The organism is Actinoplanes sandaracinus (assembly GCF_030009775.1).
Taxonomy (GTDB): domain Bacteria; phylum Actinomycetota; class Actinomycetes; order Mycobacteriales; family Micromonosporaceae; genus Actinoplanes; species Actinoplanes sandaracinus.
Genome location: NZ_JASCTH010000042.1, coordinates 26889 through 47254 on the forward strand (window position 1 = coordinate 26889; position 20366 = coordinate 47254).

Annotated in this window: 23 protein-coding genes and 1 pseudogene; 13 read left to right on the forward strand and 11 right to left on the reverse strand. The window is 70.7% G+C overall.

Features of this window, described 5'->3' with window-relative positions; genetic code table 11:
* Window positions 1–73: 73 nt before the first annotated feature.
* Window positions 74–1699 (reverse strand): sensor histidine kinase, encoded by a 1626-nt coding sequence (locus QLQ12_RS42215; RefSeq protein WP_282766689.1) that lies wholly within the window; start codon window positions 1697–1699, stop codon window positions 74–76.
* 321 nt (window positions 1700–2020) lie between these two features.
* On the opposite strand from QLQ12_RS42215, the gene QLQ12_RS46945 reads away from it, so the two are divergent.
* Together QLQ12_RS46945 and QLQ12_RS42230 are read left to right on the forward strand one after the other, a co-directional pair.
* Window positions 2021–2755, forward strand: coding sequence for a methyl-accepting chemotaxis protein (locus QLQ12_RS46945; RefSeq protein WP_328518345.1), 735 nt, complete (start codon window positions 2021–2023; stop codon window positions 2753–2755).
* A gap of 30 nt (window positions 2756–2785) precedes the next feature.
* Window positions 2786–3037, forward strand: coding sequence for a hypothetical protein (locus QLQ12_RS42230; protein ID WP_282766690.1), 252 nt, complete (start codon window positions 2786–2788; stop codon window positions 3035–3037).
* Between the two features lie 60 nt (window positions 3038–3097).
* On the opposite strand, the gene QLQ12_RS42235 is transcribed toward QLQ12_RS42230, so the two are convergent.
* The gene (locus QLQ12_RS42235) at window positions 3098–4180 is read right to left on the reverse strand and encodes a glycerophosphodiester phosphodiesterase family protein (protein ID WP_282766691.1); all 1083 of its coding nucleotides are present in this window, start codon (window positions 4178–4180) and stop codon (window positions 3098–3100) included.
* Between the two features lie 160 nt (window positions 4181–4340).
* On the opposite strand from QLQ12_RS42235, the gene QLQ12_RS42240 reads away from it, so the two are divergent.
* From QLQ12_RS42240 to QLQ12_RS42265, 6 genes are all read left to right on the forward strand, one after another.
* Window positions 4341–5000 (forward strand): MSMEG_1061 family FMN-dependent PPOX-type flavoprotein, encoded by a 660-nt coding sequence (locus QLQ12_RS42240; protein WP_282766692.1) that lies wholly within the window; start codon window positions 4341–4343, stop codon window positions 4998–5000.
* A gap of 90 nt (window positions 5001–5090) precedes the next feature.
* Complete coding sequence (locus QLQ12_RS42245) at window positions 5091–5588, forward strand: DUF6069 family protein (RefSeq protein WP_282766693.1); 498 nt, start codon at window positions 5091–5093, stop codon at window positions 5586–5588.
* An 83-nt stretch (window positions 5589–5671) separates the two neighbouring features.
* The gene (locus QLQ12_RS42250; RefSeq protein ID WP_282766694.1) at window positions 5672–8368 is read left to right on the forward strand and encodes a cation-translocating P-type ATPase; all 2697 of its coding nucleotides are present in this window, start codon (window positions 5672–5674) and stop codon (window positions 8366–8368) included.
* Window positions 8365–8781, forward strand: coding sequence for a hypothetical protein (locus QLQ12_RS42255; protein WP_282766695.1), 417 nt, complete (start codon window positions 8365–8367; stop codon window positions 8779–8781). The genes QLQ12_RS42250 and QLQ12_RS42255 overlap by 4 nt, the downstream gene beginning before the upstream one ends.
* Entirely contained in the window at window positions 8778–9206 is a 429-nt protein-coding gene (locus QLQ12_RS42260) for an RDD family protein (protein ID WP_282766696.1), read from the forward strand. Before QLQ12_RS42255 ends, QLQ12_RS42260 begins: the two co-directional genes overlap by 4 nt.
* Before the next feature lie 44 nt (window positions 9207–9250).
* Window positions 9251–10300, forward strand: a complete 1050-nt coding sequence (locus tag QLQ12_RS42265) for a carboxylate-amine ligase (RefSeq protein ID WP_282766697.1) — start codon at window positions 9251–9253, stop codon at window positions 10298–10300.
* 106 nt (window positions 10301–10406) lie between these two features.
* Here the strand turns inward: QLQ12_RS42265 and QLQ12_RS42270 are convergent, their stop codons facing one another.
* Genes QLQ12_RS42270 through QLQ12_RS42285 form a run of 4 tightly spaced genes read right to left on the reverse strand, consistent with a single transcriptional unit; the run spans window position 10407 to window position 11828 of the window.
* Entirely contained in the window at window positions 10407–10682 is a 276-nt protein-coding gene (locus QLQ12_RS42270) for an SHOCT domain-containing protein (RefSeq protein WP_282766698.1), read from the reverse strand.
* Window positions 10683–10688: 6 nt separating this feature from the next.
* Window positions 10689–11147 carry a DUF6325 family protein gene (locus QLQ12_RS42275; RefSeq protein ID WP_282766699.1) on the reverse strand — a complete coding sequence of 153 codons (459 nt, stop codon included), beginning with the start codon at window positions 11145–11147 and terminating at the stop codon, window positions 10689–10691.
* A 10-nt stretch (window positions 11148–11157) separates the two neighbouring features.
* Complete coding sequence (locus QLQ12_RS42280; protein ID WP_282766700.1) at window positions 11158–11349, reverse strand: hypothetical protein; 192 nt, start codon at window positions 11347–11349, stop codon at window positions 11158–11160.
* Complete coding sequence (locus QLQ12_RS42285) at window positions 11346–11828, reverse strand: DUF6325 family protein (RefSeq protein ID WP_282766701.1); 483 nt, start codon at window positions 11826–11828, stop codon at window positions 11346–11348. Before QLQ12_RS42285 ends, QLQ12_RS42280 begins: the two co-directional genes overlap by 4 nt.
* Window positions 11829–11966: 138 nt before the next feature.
* On the opposite strand from QLQ12_RS42285, the gene QLQ12_RS42290 reads away from it, so the two are divergent.
* Entirely contained in the window at window positions 11967–13361 is a 1395-nt protein-coding gene (locus QLQ12_RS42290; protein WP_282766702.1) for a hypothetical protein, read from the forward strand.
* Between the two features lie 73 nt (window positions 13362–13434).
* Here QLQ12_RS42290 and QLQ12_RS42295 read toward each other — a convergent pair whose 3' ends face one another.
* The 5 genes from QLQ12_RS42295 to QLQ12_RS42315 are packed head-to-tail and all read right to left on the reverse strand — an operon-like array spanning window position 13435 to window position 17305.
* Complete coding sequence (locus tag QLQ12_RS42295) at window positions 13435–14835, reverse strand: DUF2252 domain-containing protein (RefSeq protein ID WP_282766703.1); 1401 nt, start codon at window positions 14833–14835, stop codon at window positions 13435–13437.
* A gap of 5 nt (window positions 14836–14840) precedes the next feature.
* Window positions 14841–15338, reverse strand: a complete 498-nt coding sequence (locus QLQ12_RS42300) for a DUF1269 domain-containing protein (RefSeq protein ID WP_282766704.1) — start codon at window positions 15336–15338, stop codon at window positions 14841–14843.
* 27 nt (window positions 15339–15365) lie between these two features.
* A complete protein-coding gene (locus QLQ12_RS42305; RefSeq protein WP_282766705.1) occupies window positions 15366–16526 on the reverse strand; it encodes an AI-2E family transporter in 1161 nt (386 codons plus the stop codon).
* Between the two features lie 51 nt (window positions 16527–16577).
* Window positions 16578–17021 carry a DUF7144 family membrane protein gene (locus QLQ12_RS42310; protein WP_282766706.1) on the reverse strand — a complete coding sequence of 148 codons (444 nt, stop codon included), beginning with the start codon at window positions 17019–17021 and terminating at the stop codon, window positions 16578–16580.
* The gene (locus QLQ12_RS42315) at window positions 17018–17305 is read right to left on the reverse strand and encodes a hypothetical protein (protein WP_282766707.1); all 288 of its coding nucleotides are present in this window, start codon (window positions 17303–17305) and stop codon (window positions 17018–17020) included. The genes QLQ12_RS42310 and QLQ12_RS42315 overlap by 4 nt, the downstream gene beginning before the upstream one ends.
* A 186-nt stretch (window positions 17306–17491) precedes the next feature.
* Between QLQ12_RS42315 and QLQ12_RS42320 the strand changes: the two genes are divergently transcribed.
* The 4 genes and pseudogenes from QLQ12_RS42320 to QLQ12_RS47270 form a co-directional block, all read left to right on the forward strand.
* Window positions 17492–17986: a DUF1269 domain-containing protein gene (locus QLQ12_RS42320; protein WP_282766708.1), complete on the forward strand. Its 495-nt coding sequence runs from the start codon at window positions 17492–17494 to the stop codon at window positions 17984–17986.
* 465 nt (window positions 17987–18451) lie between these two features.
* Window positions 18452–19204 carry a MerR family transcriptional regulator gene (locus QLQ12_RS42325; RefSeq protein WP_282766709.1) on the forward strand — a complete coding sequence of 251 codons (753 nt, stop codon included), beginning with the start codon at window positions 18452–18454 and terminating at the stop codon, window positions 19202–19204.
* On the forward strand, window positions 19201–20085 hold the full coding sequence (locus tag QLQ12_RS42330; protein WP_282766710.1) for a hypothetical protein: 885 nt from the start codon (window positions 19201–19203) through the stop codon (window positions 20083–20085). Before QLQ12_RS42325 ends, QLQ12_RS42330 begins: the two co-directional genes overlap by 4 nt.
* Window positions 20064–20240, forward strand: a pseudogene (locus QLQ12_RS47270) (recombinase family protein); the annotation flags it as partial. The gene QLQ12_RS42330 and the pseudogene QLQ12_RS47270, both read left to right, overlap by 22 nt.
* Between the last annotated feature and the right edge of the window lie 126 nt (window positions 20241–20366).

Sequence of the window (20366 nt, forward strand, 5' to 3'; positions counted from 1 at the left end):
GCGGCTGGGGCATCACTTTTCGGCGTACGTCACCTCCCGCCGGAAGGTGACCATGACCCCGTCGCGGTCGCCGTCATCCGTTCTCGGCGGGTGGGGCGGCTATCGGCAGGCGGACCACGAAGGCGGTTCCGCGGGTGATGGTGTCGTCGAGGGTGATGGTGCCGCGGTGGCGTTCGACGATGGTGCGGGTGATCACCAGGCCGAGGCCGGTGCCGGGGATGCGGCGTTCGACGGCGGACGAGGCGCGGTAGAACCGGCGGAACAGGTGGGGCCGGTCGGCGGCGGGAATGCCGATGCCGTCGTCGGCCACCGTCCAGGTGATGTCCGTCGGCGTCACAGCGGCAGTGACCGTGATCGTGCCGCCGCCGGGCGTGTACTTCACGGCGTTGGACAGCAGGTTGTCGGCGACCTGCCGGATTCGGTACGGGTCGGCGTACACCTCGATGTTCTCGGGAACGTCCACCCGGACGGTCTGTCTCTTGTCCTCGGCTGTCGGCCGGACCGCCTGCACCGCCTCGTGAATGATCGCGGTCAGGTTGGTGTCGGCCAGTTGCAGGGCGAGGTTGCCGGATTCGAGACGGGCGAGGTCGAGCAGGTCCTCGGCGATCACGCTGAGCCGCTGGGCGCTGCGGGCGATGGTCCGGAGTTGTTCGCGTTGCTCGGTGACGGTGAAGGTTTCGAGGTCCTCGTCCAGGAGGCTGGTGGCCGCGGTGATGACGGCCAGGGGGTTGCGGATCTCGTGGGTGACCAGCGCGAGAAACTCGTTTCTGGTCCTGGCGAGTTCCACGGCGAGTTCTTCCGATCGTCGGCGCTCCAGATATTGCCCGACCTGAGCGGCGATACCGGCGAGCAGAGCGGTCAAGGTGTCCTCGGGGTCTTCGATGTGGTCGCCGTAGACACACAAGGCGCCGAGGGCGTGGCCGGCGGCGCTGACCGGCACACCGACGGCCACGTGCAGGCCGATCGTGGCGGCCGCGCGGCTGCGGAAGGACACTTTGTCGGCGGCGAGATCCGGGATCCAGACCGCGCCGGCTCGCTGGTGGACCCGGCCGGGCAGGCCGACGCCGAGTTCCAGCTCGTCGACCGCGAAGGCGCCGAGCCTCTGACCTGTGGCGGCGTGCCGGGCGGTGCAGCACAGCAGGCGCCGGTCGTCGTCGGCGAGCCACAGTTCGGTGACCTTCCACCCCATGTTGGCGCCGACGGCCTCGGCCACGCGGGCAGCGGCGGCGTGGCTGGAGCCGGCTTCGATCAAACCGCGGGCGACCGCGGCCTCGACCGCGGCGAACCGGCTGACCCGCTGCGCGATGGTGACGTCCTGGGCGAAGGCGTGGAACAACGGTCCGCCCGGCTCGCTGGTGGCGGCGAGCACCATCTCGATGGGGAACTCGTGACCGTCGGCATGCACGGCGAAGAGATTCAGGCGCTTGCCGAGCACGGTCCCGGGGCCGCCGGCGGCCAGCCTGGCGAGTGCGGCGCGGTGCGCCGGCCGGAACCGTGGCGGGATGATGAGGTCGGCGAGGTCCCTGCCGCACACCTCATCGCCGCGGTGACCGAAGACGTCCCGCGCGCCACGGTTCCACGCCACCACGTCCCCGGCGGCGTCGATGGCGACGTAGGCCAGCGGAGCGACCGCGAGAACCTGCTGCGCGTCGGTGATCATCCGGTTGTCGCAACGCGCTGACTCTGCTGCCGGTTGCATGTGTGCCTTCCTCGAGGCGGTCGGCGGAAGATCACATGGATATGAGGTGCGGATCGCGGCATGCCGTCATCGCGGCGGCATGCCGATGGGAACCGCGCTGCGGGTGTGCAGACGGTCTCCATGGTCGACAAGGGCAGCATGCGCCTTCTCGGACGGCCGCGACCTGATTTCGGGCCTAACCGAGGTGGGCGGCCTGTCGCGAAGGCCGGCGGCGGGCACACGAAGTCAGCTCAGTACCCGGTACGCGGGCGAAGTATTCACATCGACGCAAGAGAAAGATTCACCGGTTCCGTCCTGATCTCCTGCTCGATGATGAGGCCCATGAGTTCGGCAACGGCAAGCGAAGCCGCTGGAACCGCCACGGTGCGGCGCCGGTTGAGCAATGTCCGGATCGGCCCCAAGATCACGGTGGTGGTCCTGCTGGTGGCAGTGCTCGGTGGCGCCGTGGGCCTGTTCGCTCTGGCGCAGATGGCCCGGCTGGCCGATGCCAGCGAGGGCGTGTTCGCGCAGACGGTGCAGACGCAGGCGGTGGCCGACCTGCGATCGGCGTTCAACCGGGCGCGGATCAACTCGCTGGACTACGTCTTCGCCGACGACGCCGGCCGCGCGGAGGGCGCGCTCAACGCGACCATCGAGGCAGCGCGCGCGGGGGAGGCGGGCAAGGGATTCGCCGTGGTCGCCAGCGAGGTCAAAGATCTGGCGCAGGAGACGGCCCGCGCCACCGAGGACATCAGCCGGCGCATCAACGCCATCCAGGCCGACACCGACGCCGCGGTCACCGCGATCGCGGACATCGGCGAGGTGATCAGCCGTATCAACGACTACGCCACCACCATCGCCGCCGCCGTCGAACAGCAGACCGCCACCACCGGCGAAATGGGCCGCAACGTCAGTCAGGCCGCGCACGGATCCGGGCGCATCGCCGCCGACATCAACAGCGTGGCGGCCACCGCGAACAGCACCACGGCCAGCGCCGACGAAGCCCGCCATGCCGCCGCCGAACTCGCCGGCATGGCGCAACGGCTCGGCGCGGCCGTCAGTAACTACCGAGTCTGACCACACCCGCACGACACCGGGATCTGAAGGATGCAGCCTCTACCTCGGCCTGTACCTCGGCCGACAACCGAGAACGACCCTCAAGACGTCGTCAACCAATGCCTGGCCGCGGCCCTGCAGGCGCACACCGCGCTGGGCTCGACCACGCACACCGTCGCCGTGACCGCCGAGCGGTATCCGGATGTGGCAGCCGATTTGAGCGCCGCCGCGGACGCCCTCACCACCATCCGCGACAACCTTCTGCGCTGGGCCGACGACCTGGCCGCCCACCACCGCCTGTAGGAGCGGCCAGGCACTCCCTTCCGGGAGGACGAAGGTGCCGCCGCTGGCCGTAAGGCCCGGTCAATGTGGGTGATACGGCCGTGGCAGCCGCATGCCCCGCTCGGCCATGAGCCGGCGGACCCGGTCCGGATGGTTCGTGATGATCCCGTCGACGCCGTGATCGATCAAAGCGCCGACGGTGGCGGGATCGTCGCAGGTCCACGGAATGACCTTCAGGCCGCGGGCGTGGGCCCGGGACACCATCGCGTGGTCGGCGTAGAACCGGAAACCCGGATCGCCGACCTTGCCGTTCGGCGGGAAGCCGTAAACCGGAGACAGCGCACGGACGCCCGCGATGCTTGCGGCGGCCCGGACGACGTCACCGCCGAAGTCGTCGATGTCGATGCCGCCGAGCCATGGAGAGGCGCCGGGCAGGCCGATCTGCAGAAAGTCGTGGTTGGCCAGCGCGACCAGCGGCCAGCGCGGCGCGAGCCGGTGCATTTCGGCGAGCGCGCCCCAGTCGAAGGACTGGATGGTGACCTGTCTTTCGATCCGGGCGGCGCGGACCTGGTCGTACACCCGCCGGACGAACAACCGCCGGGGAGCCGTCTGCTCGGGCGCGCCGGCCTCGACCTTGGTCTCGATGTTGAGCGTCAGATGTTTGGCGTCGTACGCCCGCACCAGGTCGAAGACGTCCTTGAGTTCGGCCATCCGCGCTCCCGCGACGACCTCCTGCTCAGGGAAGCCGGGCAGCTGCTGGTAGCCGCAGTCCAGGGTCTTGATCTGCGCCAGCGTCAGGTCCTTGACGTACTCGCCGACGTAGGGGAACAGCGGGTCGCCTGCCGTGACCGGCGCCGTGTCGCGGCATTTCACCGCACTGACCTGCCGGTCGTGGGTGACGACGACCTTCTCGTCCTTGGTGACCTGCGTGTCCAGTTCCAGGGTGCTGACGCCGAGCCGCATCGCTTTGGCGAAACCCCGCAGCGACCCCTCGGTCGTCATGCCGAGGCCGCCGCGGTGGGCCTGCAAGTCGAAGGTGACCGTGCGGGCCGGGACCGCCCGGACCTGAGCGGCGGAGGCGGACACCACCCCGGAAGCCAGAAGCGCCGCGATCGCGGCCCCGCCCACCAGAACACGACCTACCAGAACACGATGCGCCGACATGGCACCTTCATTCCGCTTCGTGATCAGCCGGGCCGTCGCGTGCCGATGACCCATGACCGAGTGTATCGATATCCGACGATCTCGTATCCGGCGCCGTCGTTCTGGCGAGTGAGTGATCCGGCCGAGTCGTCAGCCGGGTCCGTCCACTAAGGTCGGCGACATGACGCCAGCCCTGACCACCAGTGCCTTCGACTCGTTGCGCCTCGACGCCGTGCCCGACCAGGAGGCGCTGCGCCGGGTCTACGAACTCCCCGGTGAAGCGGCCGTGCGCAAGCAGATGACCGAGCTCACCGAAGAGACCCGGCGGTTGATCCACTGCTCGTCGCTGGTTCTGGTCGCCAGCGTGGACGCCGACGGCAACTGCGACGTCACCCCGCGCGGCGGCCCCGCCGGGTTCGTCAGCGTCCTCGACGCGACCACGGTGGCGATACCGGACGCGACCGGCAACAAGCGTCTGGACACCCTGCAGAACGTCATCGCCACCGGACGGACCGGGCTGCTGTTCGTCATCCCGGGGCGCACCACGACGCTCAGGGTGAACGGCCGGGCCTGCGTCTCCACCCGGCCCGAGCTGCTGTCGCAGCTGACCGCCGTGGGCAAGCCGCCGGCCAGTGCGCTGGTCGTCGGCATCGAGGAGGTCTACCCGCACTGCCCCAAGGCGCTGCTGCGCGGCGCGGCTTGGAAGCCGGAGCAGTGGCTGCCGGCGGACGCCCAGCCGACCTCGGCCGAGGTGACGCTGGCCCAGCTGCGGATGCCGGAGCTGACGATCGCCGACATCGAGCAGAGGGAGGCGGACGCGCTGAAGTACCGGTACGAGTGACGGACCGGTTCATCCACGCCGGATGAGGCGGCGCGCGGGCCCCGGGGCCGAGGCTCTGAACCGGTAGTCCGTGTCCTGAAGGAGGACCTCATGACCGGTATGAACCCCCCCGGCGACCCCCGGCCGAGCCCGACCGTGAACGGCGGCAGGCTGTGGGCCGGCGGCGCGGCCACCGCGGCCGTCGCGGCCCTGATCGCCGTGGCCGGCGTCCTGTTGGGGCGAGGACTGTTCGGCGTCGATGTGCTGGCTCCCCAGGGGCAGGGTGTCTGGGGTGACGCCTCCACCGGCTGGTACGCGCTCGGTGCGGCGCTCTCGGCCCTGGCCGCGACCGGCCTCGTTCATGTGCTGATCCTGACCACACCCCGGCCGATGCGGTTCTTCGGCTGGGTCATCGCGCTGGCGACGGTGGTGGGGATGCTGGCGCCGTTCGTCACGGACGAGAGTCTCGGCTCCCGGATGTACACCGCGGGACTGAACTTCGTGCTCGGGGTCGCGATCGGTTCGCTGGTCGCCGGAACGGCCAAGACGTCGATCGTGCCGGTGGCGGCGCGCCCAGCCGCCCGGCCCTATCCCCGCCCGTACCGCTGACGCCGTTCGCCCGGATCGGATGAGCCGGCCGCGCGGAGCGTCGTGCCGGCGCTGGACAGTGCCCGACAGAGAAGGAGCATCCGATGGCCACCATGACCTCCCCCGCGGACGCCGGTGCGGCGCCCGCGTTCCATGTGCTCTCCGTCCCGGAGGCGCTCGAGGCGGAACGGGTCGATCAGCACCACGGCTTGGCCGCCGACGAGGCGAACCGGCGCCGCGAGCGGTACGGCCCGAACCGGTTCACCGAGGCGAAGAAGGAGCCCTGGTGGCGTGCCTTCGTCCGGCAGTACGCCGATCCGATGCAGATCGTGCTGCTCGCCGCCGGCCTCGGCAGCCTCTACCCGCTCAAGCAGTGGGGGACCGGCATCATGCTGCTCGCCCTGACCCTGCTCAACGCGGCGCTGGGCCTGCACCAGGAGGGCAAGGCCGCGGCCGCCGTCGACGCCTTGCAGAAGATGATGATCGTGAAGGCCCGGGTACGCCGCGACGGCATACTGGCCGAGGTGCCGGCCGAGCGGCTCGTCCCCGGTGACGTGGTCCTTCTCGAGGCCGGTGACGTGGTCCCGGCCGACGGCCGGCTGCTGCGGGCGGCCACCCTGGAGATCGACGAGTCGGCGCTGACCGGGGAGAGCCTGCCGGTGGCGAAGGACATCGTCGCGGTGGCGTCGGCCGACACCGACCTGGGCGACCGGTCCGACATGGCCTACATGAACACCAACGTCACCCGGGGCGCGGGCGAGCTGCTGGTCACCGCGACCGGTATGAACACCGAGGTGGGCCGGATCTCCGGCATGCTGCAGACCGAGAAGGACGCGGAGACGCCGCTCACCCGCCAGCTCGGCCGGCTCACCAATCAGATTCTGGTCATCGCCGGGATCGCCCTGCTCGCCTCGGTGCTCATCAACCTGGCCCGGGGCAACGAGTTCACCGTGGTGTTCACCGCCGCGGTGGCGTTCGCGGTCTCGGCCATCCCGACCGGCCTGCCCGCCGTGGTCACCACCATTCTGTCGCTCGGCACCCAGATGCTCGCCAGGGCGAACGCGATCGTCAAACGGCTGCGCTCCACCGAGACGCTGGGCTCGACCTCGGCGATCAACTCGGACAAGACAGGCACGTTGACGCTCAACCAGATGACCGCCACCGAGATGGCCATCCCGGGGCGGCGGTACACGATCTCCGGCGGCGGGTACTCGACCGACGGTGTGATCAAACGGGTGGCCGGCGAGCCGGACGTTCCGCTCGAGGAGTTCCTGCTGCCGATGATCCTCGCCTCGGACGCCGTGGTCAGCGACGGGCAGCTGATCGGCGACCCGACCGAGGGCGCGCTCGTGGTGCTCGCCGAGAAGGGCGGACTGGACGCCGAAGCCACCCGCAAACGCTATCCGCGGGTGGCCGAGCTGCCGTTCGACGCCGCGTACAAGATGATGGCCACCTTCCACCGGATGACCGGCGCGGACGACCGCGAGGTGATCCGGTGCTTCGTGAAGGGCGCGCCCGACCAGATGCTCGCCCGCGCCTCGGTCGACGACGAGACCGCCGTCCGGTACCTGGCCGAGAACGTCCGGCTCGCCCGGCAGGGGCTGCGGGTGCTGGCCACCGCCCGCAAGGACTTCGACCCGGCCACCTTCGACCCCGATGCCGATCTGCTGGCGCTGCTGGACGGCCTGACCCCGCTCGCCCTGGTCGGGATCGTCGATCCGCCGCGCCCGCAGGCGCAGGCCGCGATCACCGAAGCCCATGCGGCCGGCATCGAGGTCCGCATGATCACCGGTGACCACGCGGTCACCGCCGCCGCGATCGCCGGCAAGCTCGGCATCCGTGGGCGGGCGATCACCGGCACCGAGTTCGCCGCGATGAGCGACGAGGAGGCGGACCGGGAGATCGGCGGCATCGGAGTGATCGCCCGGGTCACCCCGGAGCACAAGGTACGCCTCGTCGAGGTGCTCAAACGCAAGGGCCACATCGTCGCGATGACCGGCGACGGGGTGAACGACGCTCCGGCGCTGAAGAAGGCCGACATCGGCATCGCGATGGGGATCACCGGCACCGAGGTCAGCAAAGAGGCCGCCGCGATGATCCTCACCGACGACGACTTCGCCACCATCGTCAAGGCCGTCGAACTGGGCCGGGCCCTCTACGCGAACCTGAAGAAGTACATCTTCTTCCAGATGGGCGTGCTGGTCGGCATGATCGTCACCTTCCTGGCGGCCAGCATCGGCAACATCGCCGCCGGGGTGCCGTTCCTGCCTCTGCAGAGCCTGTGGCTCAACTTCACCACCCAGGTCTTCCAGTCCGTCGGGCTCGGCTACGGCAAGGCCGAGTCGAACGTGATGACCCAGAGGCCGCGACGGTCGGACGAGCCGCTGCTGAGCCGGAGCGCACTCGGCTGGCTGGGCTTCCTCGGGCTGGTGATGGGCGCGATCACCCTGCTGGTGATCTGGTGGGCCGACCGCGCGTACGACCTGGACACCGCCCGGACCATGGGCCTGACCGCCTTCTCGATCGCGAACCTGGCCTTCTCTCTCACCGTGCGTGCCGAGATCCGGTCGGTGTTCAGCCTGGACACCTTCGGCGACCGGCGATTCTTGATCACCACCGGGATGTCGGCGGTGGCGATCGTGCTCGCCACCGAGTTCGGCCTGTTCCAGAAGATCCTGCACACCACCAGCCTGGATCTCGGGCAGTGGCTCATCTGCCTGGTCGCCGGGATGCTCGTGATCGCGCCGACGGAGATCCGCAAGATCTTCCTGCGGCGCCGTACGGAAGGGAGCTCACGATGAGAGTGCCCCCGCTGCAGCGATGGGGTGACGTGGTGATCGGCGCGGCGGTCCGCACCGCCGAAGGCGCCGGTGATGCGCTGGCCGGCCTGCGGACCGCCGGTCTTCGTGCGCGACTGACCGGGCTGGCCGAGCGCGGCGCGGCCGAGCGGAGCCGGATGTTCGACATCGCGATCACCACTCTCGCCACCTCCGCGATGGTCGAGAGAGTGGTGGAGATTCAGCTCGACCGGGTGCTGGAACTGCTGGAACGGGAGCCGGACCGGATCCGGGCCCTGGTCCGCGGTCAACGCGACACCATGGTCGGTGAGGCCATCGGGCGGGTCCGGACCGGAGCCGCGGCAGGCGATGCCGCAGTCGATCGGCTCACTCTGCGATGGCCGGGCCGCGGCGGGGCGCCCGAGAACCTGCCGTGAGCGAGTACGCCGGACTGGTCAGCCGGTCGGCGGCGTACCTGGTGGACGCCGTGGTCGTGACCGTGCTGACCGGCACGTCGGCGATGGTCTTCGTCCTGGTCGCCCTGTTCGTCGGCGCCGATGCCCAGGATCTGGCCGGGCTCGTGGTCTCGTCCGTTGTCGTGTTCCTGCCGGCGCTACTGGCTCTCTACTGCGCGTTCTTCTGGATGCTGGCCGGGCGCACCCCGGGGATGGCGGTGTTCGGCCTGCGCGTCGTGGATCGCGACGGCCGGCCACCGCGCTGGCTCGCCGCCATGGTCCGCGGGCTGCTGCTGGCGTACCTGCCGGTGCTGGCGCTGTGGCTGCTGGTGGACCGGCGCCACCGGGGCCTGCACGACAAGGTGGCCCGCACCTCGGTGGTACGGGCGCTCACCCGCCGGGGATGAGGCGCCCGTACCGTCCCGGGGCGCACCTTCGACAGGTGCTGACCATGGGAGTCGAAGAAGAGTTCCTACTACTGGATCCGGACGGGGCGGTGGCGCCGGAGGCGTCCGCCGTGGTCCGTCACACCGGCGGGGACGACCGGATCAAGCCGGAGTACATGGCCTACCAGGTGGAGACCGCCACGTCGGTCTGCACCGGGCTCGACGAGCTGCGCCAGGAGCTCACCGGGTTGCGGCTGATCGCGGCCCGGGCCGCCGACCGGGCCGGGGTCCACCTGGTGGCCAGCGGGTCGCCGCCGTTCCGGGCGGGCCCGATCGATGCGCTCACCGACGGCGACCGCTACCGGCGGCTCGCCCACCTCTTCCCGGAGGCGACGCGGGCCGGGGCCACCTGCGGCTGCCACGTCCACATCGGCGTGCCCGACCGGGAACTCGCCGCCGCGGTCCTCACCCGCATCCGGCCCTGGCTGCCGGCCCTGCTGGCGCTGACCGTGAACTCACCCGTCGCCGATGCCGGCGACACCGGATGGTCCAGTCACCGATACCGGACCCAGCTGTGCTGGCCCACTTTCCGGCCGCCCGGTGTGTGGGCCAGCGCCGCACGGTACGACGCCGAGGTGCGCTCACATGTCGCGTCGGGCGCGGCCCTCGACGCGTCCGGGATCTACTTCCTGGCCCGCCTCTCCTCCCGTTACCCCACCATCGAGGTCCGTGTCGCCGACACCGGGCTCAGCGTCGACGACACGCTGCTCTTCGCCGGTGTGACCCGGGCACTGATCGGCACCCTGATCGAGGACGTCCGGCAGCGCATGAAAGTGGTCCCCGCCCCGGACGCTCGAGTCAGCGCGGATCTGCTCAGCGTCGCGCGCGGCGGTGGCCGCATGGGGAAGGACGTGGCCCGGTTGCTGGCGAAGATCACCCCGCAGCTCGACGGGAGCGGCGACACCGGCGAGGTCTACGCCGGCGTCGAGCGGCTGCGGCGCGAGGGCACCGGCGCCGAGCGCCAGCGCCGGCTCTGGCGGCAGCACGGTCCCACCGGCGGTTTCGTGGCCGCTCTGGCCGCCGAGACCACACCCGCCCTGGCACTGCACGCGTGAACAGGGCCGCCCGGCTCATCGATGAGCCGGGCGGCCCGTCATATCGGCCACGACGAGGCGCACCGGCCACCGTGGCGGGCATGCACGACGGCGACCGGCGCGGGTCTCAGGACGCGAGGATGCGCGTCTTCTGTTGTTCGAACTCGGCGTCGGTGAGGACGCCCTGCGTTCTCAGCTCACCGAGCCGGCGGAGCTGGTCGAGTCTTGCCGACGTCGGGTCGGGCCGCGGCTCGGCGGGCGCCGGCTCCGCGTACTCCTCCTGCTGGTCCTCGGACTGACGGGACCAGCGGCCCATCTGGCGGCGCGACACGCGGTGGGAGACCGCTGTCGCGGTTCCCGCGATCACCGCGGTCCGGGCCATGCCCCGGAGAAGACCGGGCATCGTCGATCACCTCCCACCGGTGGCCGGGACCGCGCGGGCGGCCTTCGGCTCACTGTCGTCAAGAGCGGAGAGCAGCGCCTGTACGGGAATGCGCCCGCCGGCGACGAGTTGTGCCCCGTTGCGCCGCAACCGGGCCGCGAGCGGAGCCGCCCACGTGTTCTCGTAGACCAGGATCACCGCCGCGGAGCCGGGCTTGAGCACCGTGGCCGCTTCCCGCAGGTCGTCGCCGCCGAGCATGCCCGAGGACGCGCCGTGGAACACTCCCATGCCGCTGCGCTGAACCTCCTGATCCTCCAGGACGGTCACCTCGCCGTTCGTCTCGTGGCGGACGAACAGGATGTCCAGCACCCGGATGATCTTCCGTTCCACCAGGTCGAACAGCAGCGGGAACGCGGTGCCTCGCAGTGTTCCCTCGGGGAACTCGACGCACAGGTAGTCGATGGGTCCCATCTCCTCCAGTTCCATGCCTCCCCCTTCAGCCGGTGACGCTCTGGCTGTGCCGGCGGTTGCTGACCGCCGTCTCCACGCCCAGCCCGATCAGAGCCCCGCCGGCCGCCGCGACCAGCGGCAGCACCACGAGGATCCCGTAGTCGGGGCGGGGCGGGCGGCCACGCAGCACGCCGTACGCGGCGACCGCGCGCTGCCGGGCATTGGATCTCCTGCTCATCGCACTCCTTTGATCGTGGTGGTCAGACGGTCGGCCGGGACACGGCTGTGCCAGGGCACGCCGGGAATGTGGGTGAGGGCCACGATGCTGCCGTCGGAGGCGGCTACCGGGCCGGCCAGGTCCTGAACCCAGCGGTGCTCCAGAAGGACGGCGAGAGCGTCGGTGTCCTTGTCGACCATCCCGGCCACCTCGTCGATGTCCGATTCGGTGATCAGTCCGCTGGCCAGCCGGGCCATTCCGGTCGGATCGCCACGCAGGCACGCCAGTTCGCTCAGTTCCACCGCGCACGCTCCGCCGGCCGCGTCGGTGCGGATCACGAGCACGTCGACGATACGCATCTGGCCTGCGACGACCAGCCGGTCCAGCGTCGCACGGACGCCGTCACCGAGCCGGTTCGCAGGAAACGACAACACCATGAGTTCCAGCGGGCCCAATGCCATGTGCTCAGCCTGCTCGCCGAGCGCGGTGGAGCACGTCATCCGCCGGGGATGAACCTCGCGCACCGATCACGCCGGGTCTCCCGTGCGGGGCGGCTTCATCCGCGCCGGATGAGGCGTGCGGAGGGCCGCTTCGACAAGCGTCGGCGCAGGCCGGTGAGCGCCTGCGAGGAGGACACGATGACGATCCCGCCGTCCCCGTCACCAACGGTCGGGCACGCGAGTGCGCCGGGCGTTCCGGAGAACGACGAGCTGGAGCGCCTGCGTGCCGAGGTCGCCGCGCTGCGTGCCCGGCTGGAGGCCCGGCCGCCCAAGCGGGTGGGCGGCGCCGCCGTCCGCCGGGCCGTCGCCGCCGTTCTCGCCGTCCTCGCCGCGTTCGCGCTGGTGACCAGCGTGGTCGGGCTGTGGGCGGCGCGGACCACACTGAACACCGATCGGTGGGTGGCGACCGTGGCGCCGCTTCCTCAGGACCCTCGGGTCAATGCCGCGGTCGCCGAGTACGCCACCGCCGAGGTGTTCCGGGTGCTCGACGTCGAGCAGCGGCTGCGCGCCGTGCTGCCCGAGCAGGCGGCGTTCGTGGCCGGGCCGATCACCGGCCAACTGCGCGGCCAGGTCCGCGCGACCGTGGCCAGGGTGCTCGGCAGCGACCGTTTCGCAGCGATCTGGGTCGACCTGAACCGGCAGCTTCACCAGCGGATCCTCGCCGTCGTGGAGGGCACCAGCGCGGTGGTCACGGCCCGGGAGGACCGCGTCGAGATCGACCTGCTGCCGCTGATCAACCAGGTGCTGCGGGAGTTGAGCGCCCAGTTGCCGACGCTGTTCGGCAAACAGATCGCCTTGCCGGACCTCAGCAGCGGCGCCATCCCGGAGAACCTTCGGCTGCGGGTGGAGGAGGCGCTGGGGGTGACCCTGCCGGCGAACTTCGCACAGTTCACCGTCTACGATGCCGGGCGGTTGTGGGAGGCGCAGCAGGGTGTCGCGGCCGCGAAGCGCTACCTGACGCTCTTCGTCGCCGGGACGATCCTGCTCCTGGTGGCCGCGTTCGTGATCTCGCCGCGGCGACGCCGCACCGCCGTCCAGTTCGGTGTCTGGCTGGTGGTGGCCGCGGTGGCCGTCACCGTGGCGTTGCGGGCGGTCCGGCGGGAGATCATCGCCGCGGTGCCCGCCGGAACCTATCGCGACGGCGTGGACGCGGCGATGACCGTCGTGTTCAGCCTGCTGCGGGACCGCGGCGCTCAGATGATCGCGATCGGTGTGGCGATCGCCTTGCTCGCCTATCTGGTGGGGCCGGGCCGGATCCCGGTGCGGCTGCGGGGCGGGGCCCGGCGCGCGGCGGCCGCCGGGTGGCGGCGGACACGAACGGGCGGCGCCCTCGCGGTGACCCGCGGGCCGGGTCTCATCGCCCGGCATCTCGATCCGGTACGCGTGGCCGGCCTGGTGGTGGCGGCCATTCTCGCGCTGACGTTCTCCTCGTGGACGTCCTTGCTGGTCATCGTGATCCTGCTGGCGGCGTACGAGGTGGCGGTGACCGTGATCGCGCGCCGTCGCGCGGCTGATCCCGGCTTCGTCGCCTGAGGAGCCTCCGGACGCGGCGACCGCACGCCCCCGGCCGAGGTAGAGCTCGGGGGCGTGTGGTCGGCGGTGTGCGTCAGATGCCGTCCGCGGCGGCGATCCGGCCGTCGCGGACGGCTCCGGCGAAGGCGGCGTGATCGGTCTCGGTCTGGTCGGCGTAGGTTTCGGCGAACGTGACCAGAGCCCGCTCGAAGCGGTTGCCGCCGCCGAGATAGGACGCGATCGCGATGCGGTCGCCCCCGCGGGCATGGGCGCGGGCCAGCGTCCATCCGCAGAGCTGGCCGTAGGCGCCCAGCCCGGCCGGGTCCATCGCGCCGACCACGGCGCTGCCCTTCCAGTCGCGCAGTTGCCGCACGTAGAAGTCGCGGGTGCGCCCGTCGAAACCCGCGACGCTGTGCCATCCGAGGAAGATGTCGCTGGCCGCTTGCATGATCCGCTGGCCGGCGACGACCCGGTGGCCGTCGCTGTCCCAGAGCGGTTCCGCGTCTCCCACGGCGGTGGCCAGGACCGACGGTCCCGCCTCCTTGATCTGCAGCAGAAGGGGGTCGCCGTCGTCGCGGCCGGTGAGCAGGACGATCCAGCACCGGGTGCCGACGCTGCCGACGCCGACCACCTTGCGGGCCATGTCGACGAACTCGAAGGCGTCGAAGAGGCGCCGCCGGTCGTCGGCGAGGCTGTCGCGGTATCCGGCCAGCAGTTCGCGGATCTGGTCCTCCAGGTGCTTGCGGGCCAGGTCGGGCACCAGGTCCCCGACCGGGGTCAGCAGCGGCGGGTCGGCGGCGATCCGCCGCTGCCCGTCCACCAGCGTGGTCAACTTGCGGTACGCGTGCAGGCTGTCCCGGGCGCGTGCCTTGATCCCGGCCCGGGCGAGGCGCCTGCCGCGTTTCCTGCCGAGTTCACGGCCGACCCGCGCGCGCAGCTCATCGATGTCGGCGCGCGCGTACCAGACGTCCAGTTCCCGCATCGCCGCGAAGTCGATCATCGCCTCGCGGTACCTGCGGGCCGTGGCCAGCACGACCGCCGACCGTTCCTTGCGTTTGAACCCGTTGGCCCGGCCGGCCAGGGCAAGGCTGGCCACGAGTCGCTTCACGTCCCACTCGAACGGCCCCGGGTGCGTCTCGTCGAAGTCGTTGAGATCGAAGACGAGGCGGCGCTCCGGTGAGGCGTAGAGCCCGAAGTTGGCCAGGTGGGCGTCACCGCACAGGTCCCCGACCAGCCCGGACGAGGCCGCGGCGGCCAGATCGGCCGCCATGATCACGGCGGCGCCGCGATAGAAGGCCAGCGGGGACGCCAGCATCCGGCCGTGCCGGATCGGCAGCAGCTCCGGCAGGCGCCCGGCCTCCTGTCCGGTGAGCAGCGCCACCGGGTCGGTCCGGCCGCTTGCCGGGACGAACTCGGCGAGCCGCTTCAGGGGGAGACGGTCGCGGGCGGCGGATCCGGCCGCGGCGCGCGCGGCCGGGTCGGCGTGGGTGGGCATGGCGGTCACCGCCGTCCGCCGCCGCCGAAGGTCTCCAGAAGGATCTCCTGCTCACCATCGGTGAGGTTGGTGGCGATCAGCCACTTGCGCAGGCCGTGGAAACGCTCGCCGAGGCGGTCCAGATCGCCGTTCTCGGTGACCAGGAACAGCGCAGACGTCCCCTCGGTGACCTCGGCGCGGATGGTCTCCAGTTGCTCCCGGTCGATGCCGGTTCCCTCGGTCGCCCGCACCAGCGCGCCGATGCCGGCCCCGACCGCGCCGCCGACGACCGGCGCCAGGAAGAGGCCCCCGATGACGACACCCCAGAAGGCGCCCCAGCCGGTGGTCCGCCACGTGCTCTCGTGCTGGTGGTGGGTCGCGGCCTGGGCCGCGCCCTTCGGCCAGACCACCACCGCGTAGTCGATGATCTTCACCAAGCCTTCCGCGGCGGCATGCCGCAGGATGGTGACGGCCTGCTCGGCGCGGTCGGGCTCGTCGAACTTCCACACCGTGAACGTGGTCATGACTGCTCCTCTGGTTTGCCGACGCCGTCATCGTCGGCCCCGCCGGTCCGCCCTCACCTCATCCCGGGGGAGCGACCCGGCGGGTGGGCCGCCGGCGAGGAGGCCGTTCAGCCAGCGGGTCGACGGGTCGATGTCGACCAGCAGACCCTTGGCGAGCAGCGTGAGCGGGATGGCCAGCAGGGCGCCGAGCGCGCCCAGGACCCAGGCCCAGAACACCAGGGACAGGAACGAGACGGTCGCGGACAGTCCCACCGCGTCACCGACGATCTTCGGTTGGATCACCGACTGGATGATGAAGTTGACCCCGCAGTAGACGGCGACCACCCACAGCATCAACTCCGGCCCGCCCTCAAGCAGACCGAGCAGCGCGGGCGGAACCAGCCCGATGACGAAGCCGATGTTGGGAATGTAGTTGGTGATGAACGACAGCAGCCCCCACAGCAGCGGCAGCGGGATCCCCAGGCCCCACAGCAGCACCGTGTCGAAGACCGCCACGATCAGCCCGAACACCGTGGACACCAGCAGGTAGCTGCGGGTTCCCCCGGCGAACGAGCGCAGCGCCGCGACCACCTGTGGCCGCTCGGGCGCGACGGCCCGCAGCCGGGCCGGGAAGTGCACCGTGTCGAGGCACATGAACAGCAGGACGGCGAGCAGGAACACGGCGTTTGAGAACACCCCGGCCACGCCGCCGAACAGGGCCTCGGCGAAACGCACGAGGGAGCCGGTGTCCACCCCCGCCACCGCGCCCCGCAACTGCTCCACGTCGACGCCCAGCCCGCCGAGCGTCCGCACCAGATCGTCGCGGAGCGCCACGAATGGGGCCTGGTACTCCGGCAGGAGATCGACCAGCCTCGCGACCGAGATCGCCAGCGCCCCGCCGAGCGCGAACAACCCCAGGTAAACGGTGGTGACGGTGACCGTCAGGGCCAGCCAGGCCGGAGCGCCGCGCCGGCGCAGCCAGGCCGTGAGCGGACTGACCGTGACGGCCAGCATCAACGCCAGGAACACCGGCCCGACCAGCTCGGCGACGCCGCGCAGCCCGGCCACCACCACCACGGCGCATGCCGAGCCGAGCAACACCAGCACGCCACGGGGAAAAGCCGGCGGGCCGGCCGGGCCTGCGCCGTTGGCGCGTGCGGCAAGCCGCGGCAGGTGCTGCCGCGGCTGCCGGACCACCAGGCGGGTCATGCTCCGCACCGGCCGGGACCGCTCCCTCGTTCGGTCCCGGCCGGGCGGAAGTCAGTACTTGATCTCACGGCCGTGGACGGTGAGGGCATAGATCACCAGTACGTCCATGACGATCACGATCGTGGACCAGATCGGATAGGCCGGAAGGAACGCCATGTTCACCAGGGAACTCAGCACCGCGATGACGACGCCGACCACGCGCGCCCAGGTCTGGCCGGCCAGGATGCCGAGCCCGGCGCCCACCGCGGCCAGGCCGAGGCCGAGATGGGTCCAGCCGTAGGCGCTGTAGTCCACCGGCACCACCAGACCACTGCTGGTGGTCAGGTAGAAGTCGTCGCGGAACAGGGCGACCAGCCCTTCGATCGCCTGGAAGGAGCCGAGCATCAGCAGCATGACGCCGGCGAAGACCACCAGTCCCACCCATCCGCTCGGCCGCCGCCGGCCGGAGGGCACGTACGGCTCGTCGTACGACTGCCGCGCCTCTGTGTCGGTCATGATCTCTCCCAAGTCAGGGGATTCGACGTTGCGGACCGATCATGTGGCCGGGCGTCGGCGGGCACGCCATCCGCAGCGGATGAAACACCCGCCACGCGGCGCAGGCAGATCACCTCCACACCCGACCGGTCCAGCCGGGTGAGCAACCGCTGAAGGTCGGCGTCGGTGAGCTTCCCGCGGATGGTGCACTGCCGCGGCAGGGTCCGGTGGCGCAGGCCACCGAGCGCCATCCGGAGCAGCGGGCCGAGGAATCCGTATACCCGGATCTGATAGTGCTCGTGCATAACTTCTCCCTTGTGCCGGTGCCGGACGGTTCCCGGCGACCCTTCCGGGCCGACCCGGGACGCTGCCTCCCCCCGCCTGGATGAGCGGGCGGGCGACCGATCGCGAGTTCACCCCTGCGGGGGGAGGACCGTCGATGTCCGCCGTGGCTGACTGATCGGGACTCGCAGGTAGGAGAGGAGCACGACATGGCAACTCTGGTGGCCATCGGGTATCCCGACGAGACCACGGCGACGGCGGCGTCGCTGGAGGCGAACCGCCTGGCAAGGGATCTGATCATCCAACCGGACGCGATCGCGACGATCATCCGGGACCGGGAGGGCAAGTTCCACGTGACGACCAACCATCACGCGGTGGGAGGAGGCGCCACCTGGGGCATGTTCTGGGGCCTGTTGTTCGGGATGCTGTTCTTCATCCCGATTCTCGGCATGGCCGTCGGCGCGGGCCTCGGGGCTCTGACCGGCAAGCTCGCCAAGGGCGCCATCAACCGGGAGTTCCAGGACCGGATCCGCGAGGAGTTGCAGCCGGGCACCTCGGCGCTGTTCCTGGTGGTCGAGTCGGTCACGCCGGACAAGGCGGTGGAATCGCTGAGCAGGTTCGGCGGCACGGTGCTGAAGTCCTCGCTTCCGAAGGAGACCGAGGCCGAACTGCAGGAGGCGCTGCACGGCGGCGAGCAGCGGTAGAACGTTCCGGCACACCGGACGCCGCCCGGATCTCCGGGCGGCGTCCTCGTGTCTTCGCGCCGGCCGTCCTTCTCCAGACCGCGTTTGCCTCATGAGACAAACGCGATCGGATAGTGCCGACGGCGGTTGCGGGTGAAACGGATGTCAGTTTCCGAGGTGGTCGGCACTATTGACCGCACTTCTGTGCACCACTACGGTCCGTCGACCGACAGGGCGGCGAACTCGGTGTACGCCTGGGGTGAACTCACCGAGCCGGCCGAACTCGGACTGGTTGTCGACGTCTGTCGACGTCACCGCAGGCCAGGACAAACCATCCAGGCCACCGTTCGCCCGCACCCCGGCCCGCTGTTCGCCCTACGCCTGACCGATACCTGCTGTTCACGGCTGGTAGCCGGAGCTCAAGCGCGCTCTGACTGAGGCAGGGAGGCTTGACCTTGACGTAACGTCAACGTCTCTAATGGGGCCATGCGTATCGGCGAGTTAGCCGCGCTGGTCGGAGTGACCACCCGTACCGTGCGCCACTATCACCATCTCGGGTTGCTGCCCGAGCCGGAGCGGACCCCCGGCGGCTACCGCGACTACCGGCTGCGCGACGCGGTCCTGCTCGCCCGGGTCCGCCGCCTCGCCGAGCTCGGTCTGTCCCTCGATGAGATCCGCGACGTGCTCGCCGACGACCAGGGCCGCGAGCTGCGCGAGGTGCTCACCGATCTGGACGCCGACCTGGCCCGCCAGCAGGACGCCATCGCCGCCCGCCGGGCCCGGCTGGCCGCGCTACTGGCCGAGGCCGACCTCAACCTCGACACCACGGTCGCCCCCGACCTGGGGGACCTGCTGCACGACATCCACCCCGCCGGCTCCGCGTTCGCCGCGCTCGATCGCGACATGTTGTCGCTGATCGACACCGGCGCCGACCCGGCCGCCCGGGAACAGATCATGGCGATGCTCCAGCCGCTCACCGCATCGGACGCGCGGGGCCGGGGCCACGCCCTCACCGCGCGGATGGACGCGATTGCCGGTGCGGACCCGTCCGATCCGCGGGTCGCCGCGCTCGCCGCCGAGTTCGCGGCCCATCTGCCCGCCGAGATGGCCGCGGCGATGGTGGCCGGCCTCGAACAGGCGGAGACCAGCCACTGGCTGGCCCTGATGACCTCCGAACTCGCCCCAGCCCAGGTCGAGGTGCTGCGCCTGATGGTGACGATGCTCAAGGAGCGCGCATGATGCTGAAGATCGCCCGAGTGGCTCTTTTCGCGATTTTGCCGGCGGAGGTGATGCTCGTCGTCCTGCTGGTCTCCGGCGTCGCGCTGCCCCGCCCGGTCGTCATTGCCGCCGAGCTGGTCGTGCTGACAGTTCTCCTGCTGGAGGCGTCGGTGCTGTGGCGGCGTTACCGCGCTCTGCGGCAGGACGGCGCCAGGCGCAGATCGGCGCTGCGCGGCGCATGCGAGCAGATCGTGCCCGAGAAGGTACGGCGGGTCATGGGTTTCGAGGTCAAGGGCATGGTCAGCCTGATGCTCTGGGCCGGTCGTCGCCGACACGGGGTGCCGCCGGGCGCCGTGACACTGTCGTATCACCGCGAGCAGACGATGCTCATGTCCGGGTTCCTGTTCGCCTGCGTGGTCGAGCTCGTATGCGTGGAGGTCCTGCTGCGCGCGCTGGACGCCCCGGCTGTGCTGCGCGGAGTGCTACTCGCGCTAGGCGCGTACGGCGTCCTGTTCGCACTGGCCGTCATCGCTGGCCTCATCACCCGCCCGCACGTCGTCACCGCAGACGAGCTGCGCCTCCGCTACGGCGTGTTCTTCGATCTGCGCATCCCTCGTCACCTCGTCGCCGGGGTGCAGCACATGCGCAACTACAACGAGACCGGCACGATGACGACGGACGGTGATTGCCTGGTCTTGGCTGCGAACAGCCAGACCAACCTGATCGTCGAGCTCGCCGAGACCGTTGTCGCGGTACGCCCGCTGGGGCGGCGCGAGCATGTCCGCGTACTGCGGTTCTTCGCCGACGACCCGTCGGCCGCCGTCGAGGCGCTACGGCGGTCCCGGGACTCGGCTGCCATCGGGCCAGCCGGTCGGGCAGGGTGGCGGGCGCCACCTGGGTAGGCAGTTCCGGCATCTTTGAAGCACGCGTCCGATATGAGTACACCACAATCCCCACCAACGCCACCCGCCCCGAGCTCGACGAGATGATCGCGTTCGTCCGCGACGGCGGCACCGTCCTCGTGCACGCGATGGACCGCCTCGCCCGTAACCGCGACGACCTTGCCGCCTTCTCCGGCTTAGCGGGACTCTCCGAACGTTGGTCCTCAAGGGCCTTGTCAGTGCGGGCGTCGACGGTCACGAGCAGTGTGGCCACGAGGAACAGCAGACCTCCGACCAGAAAC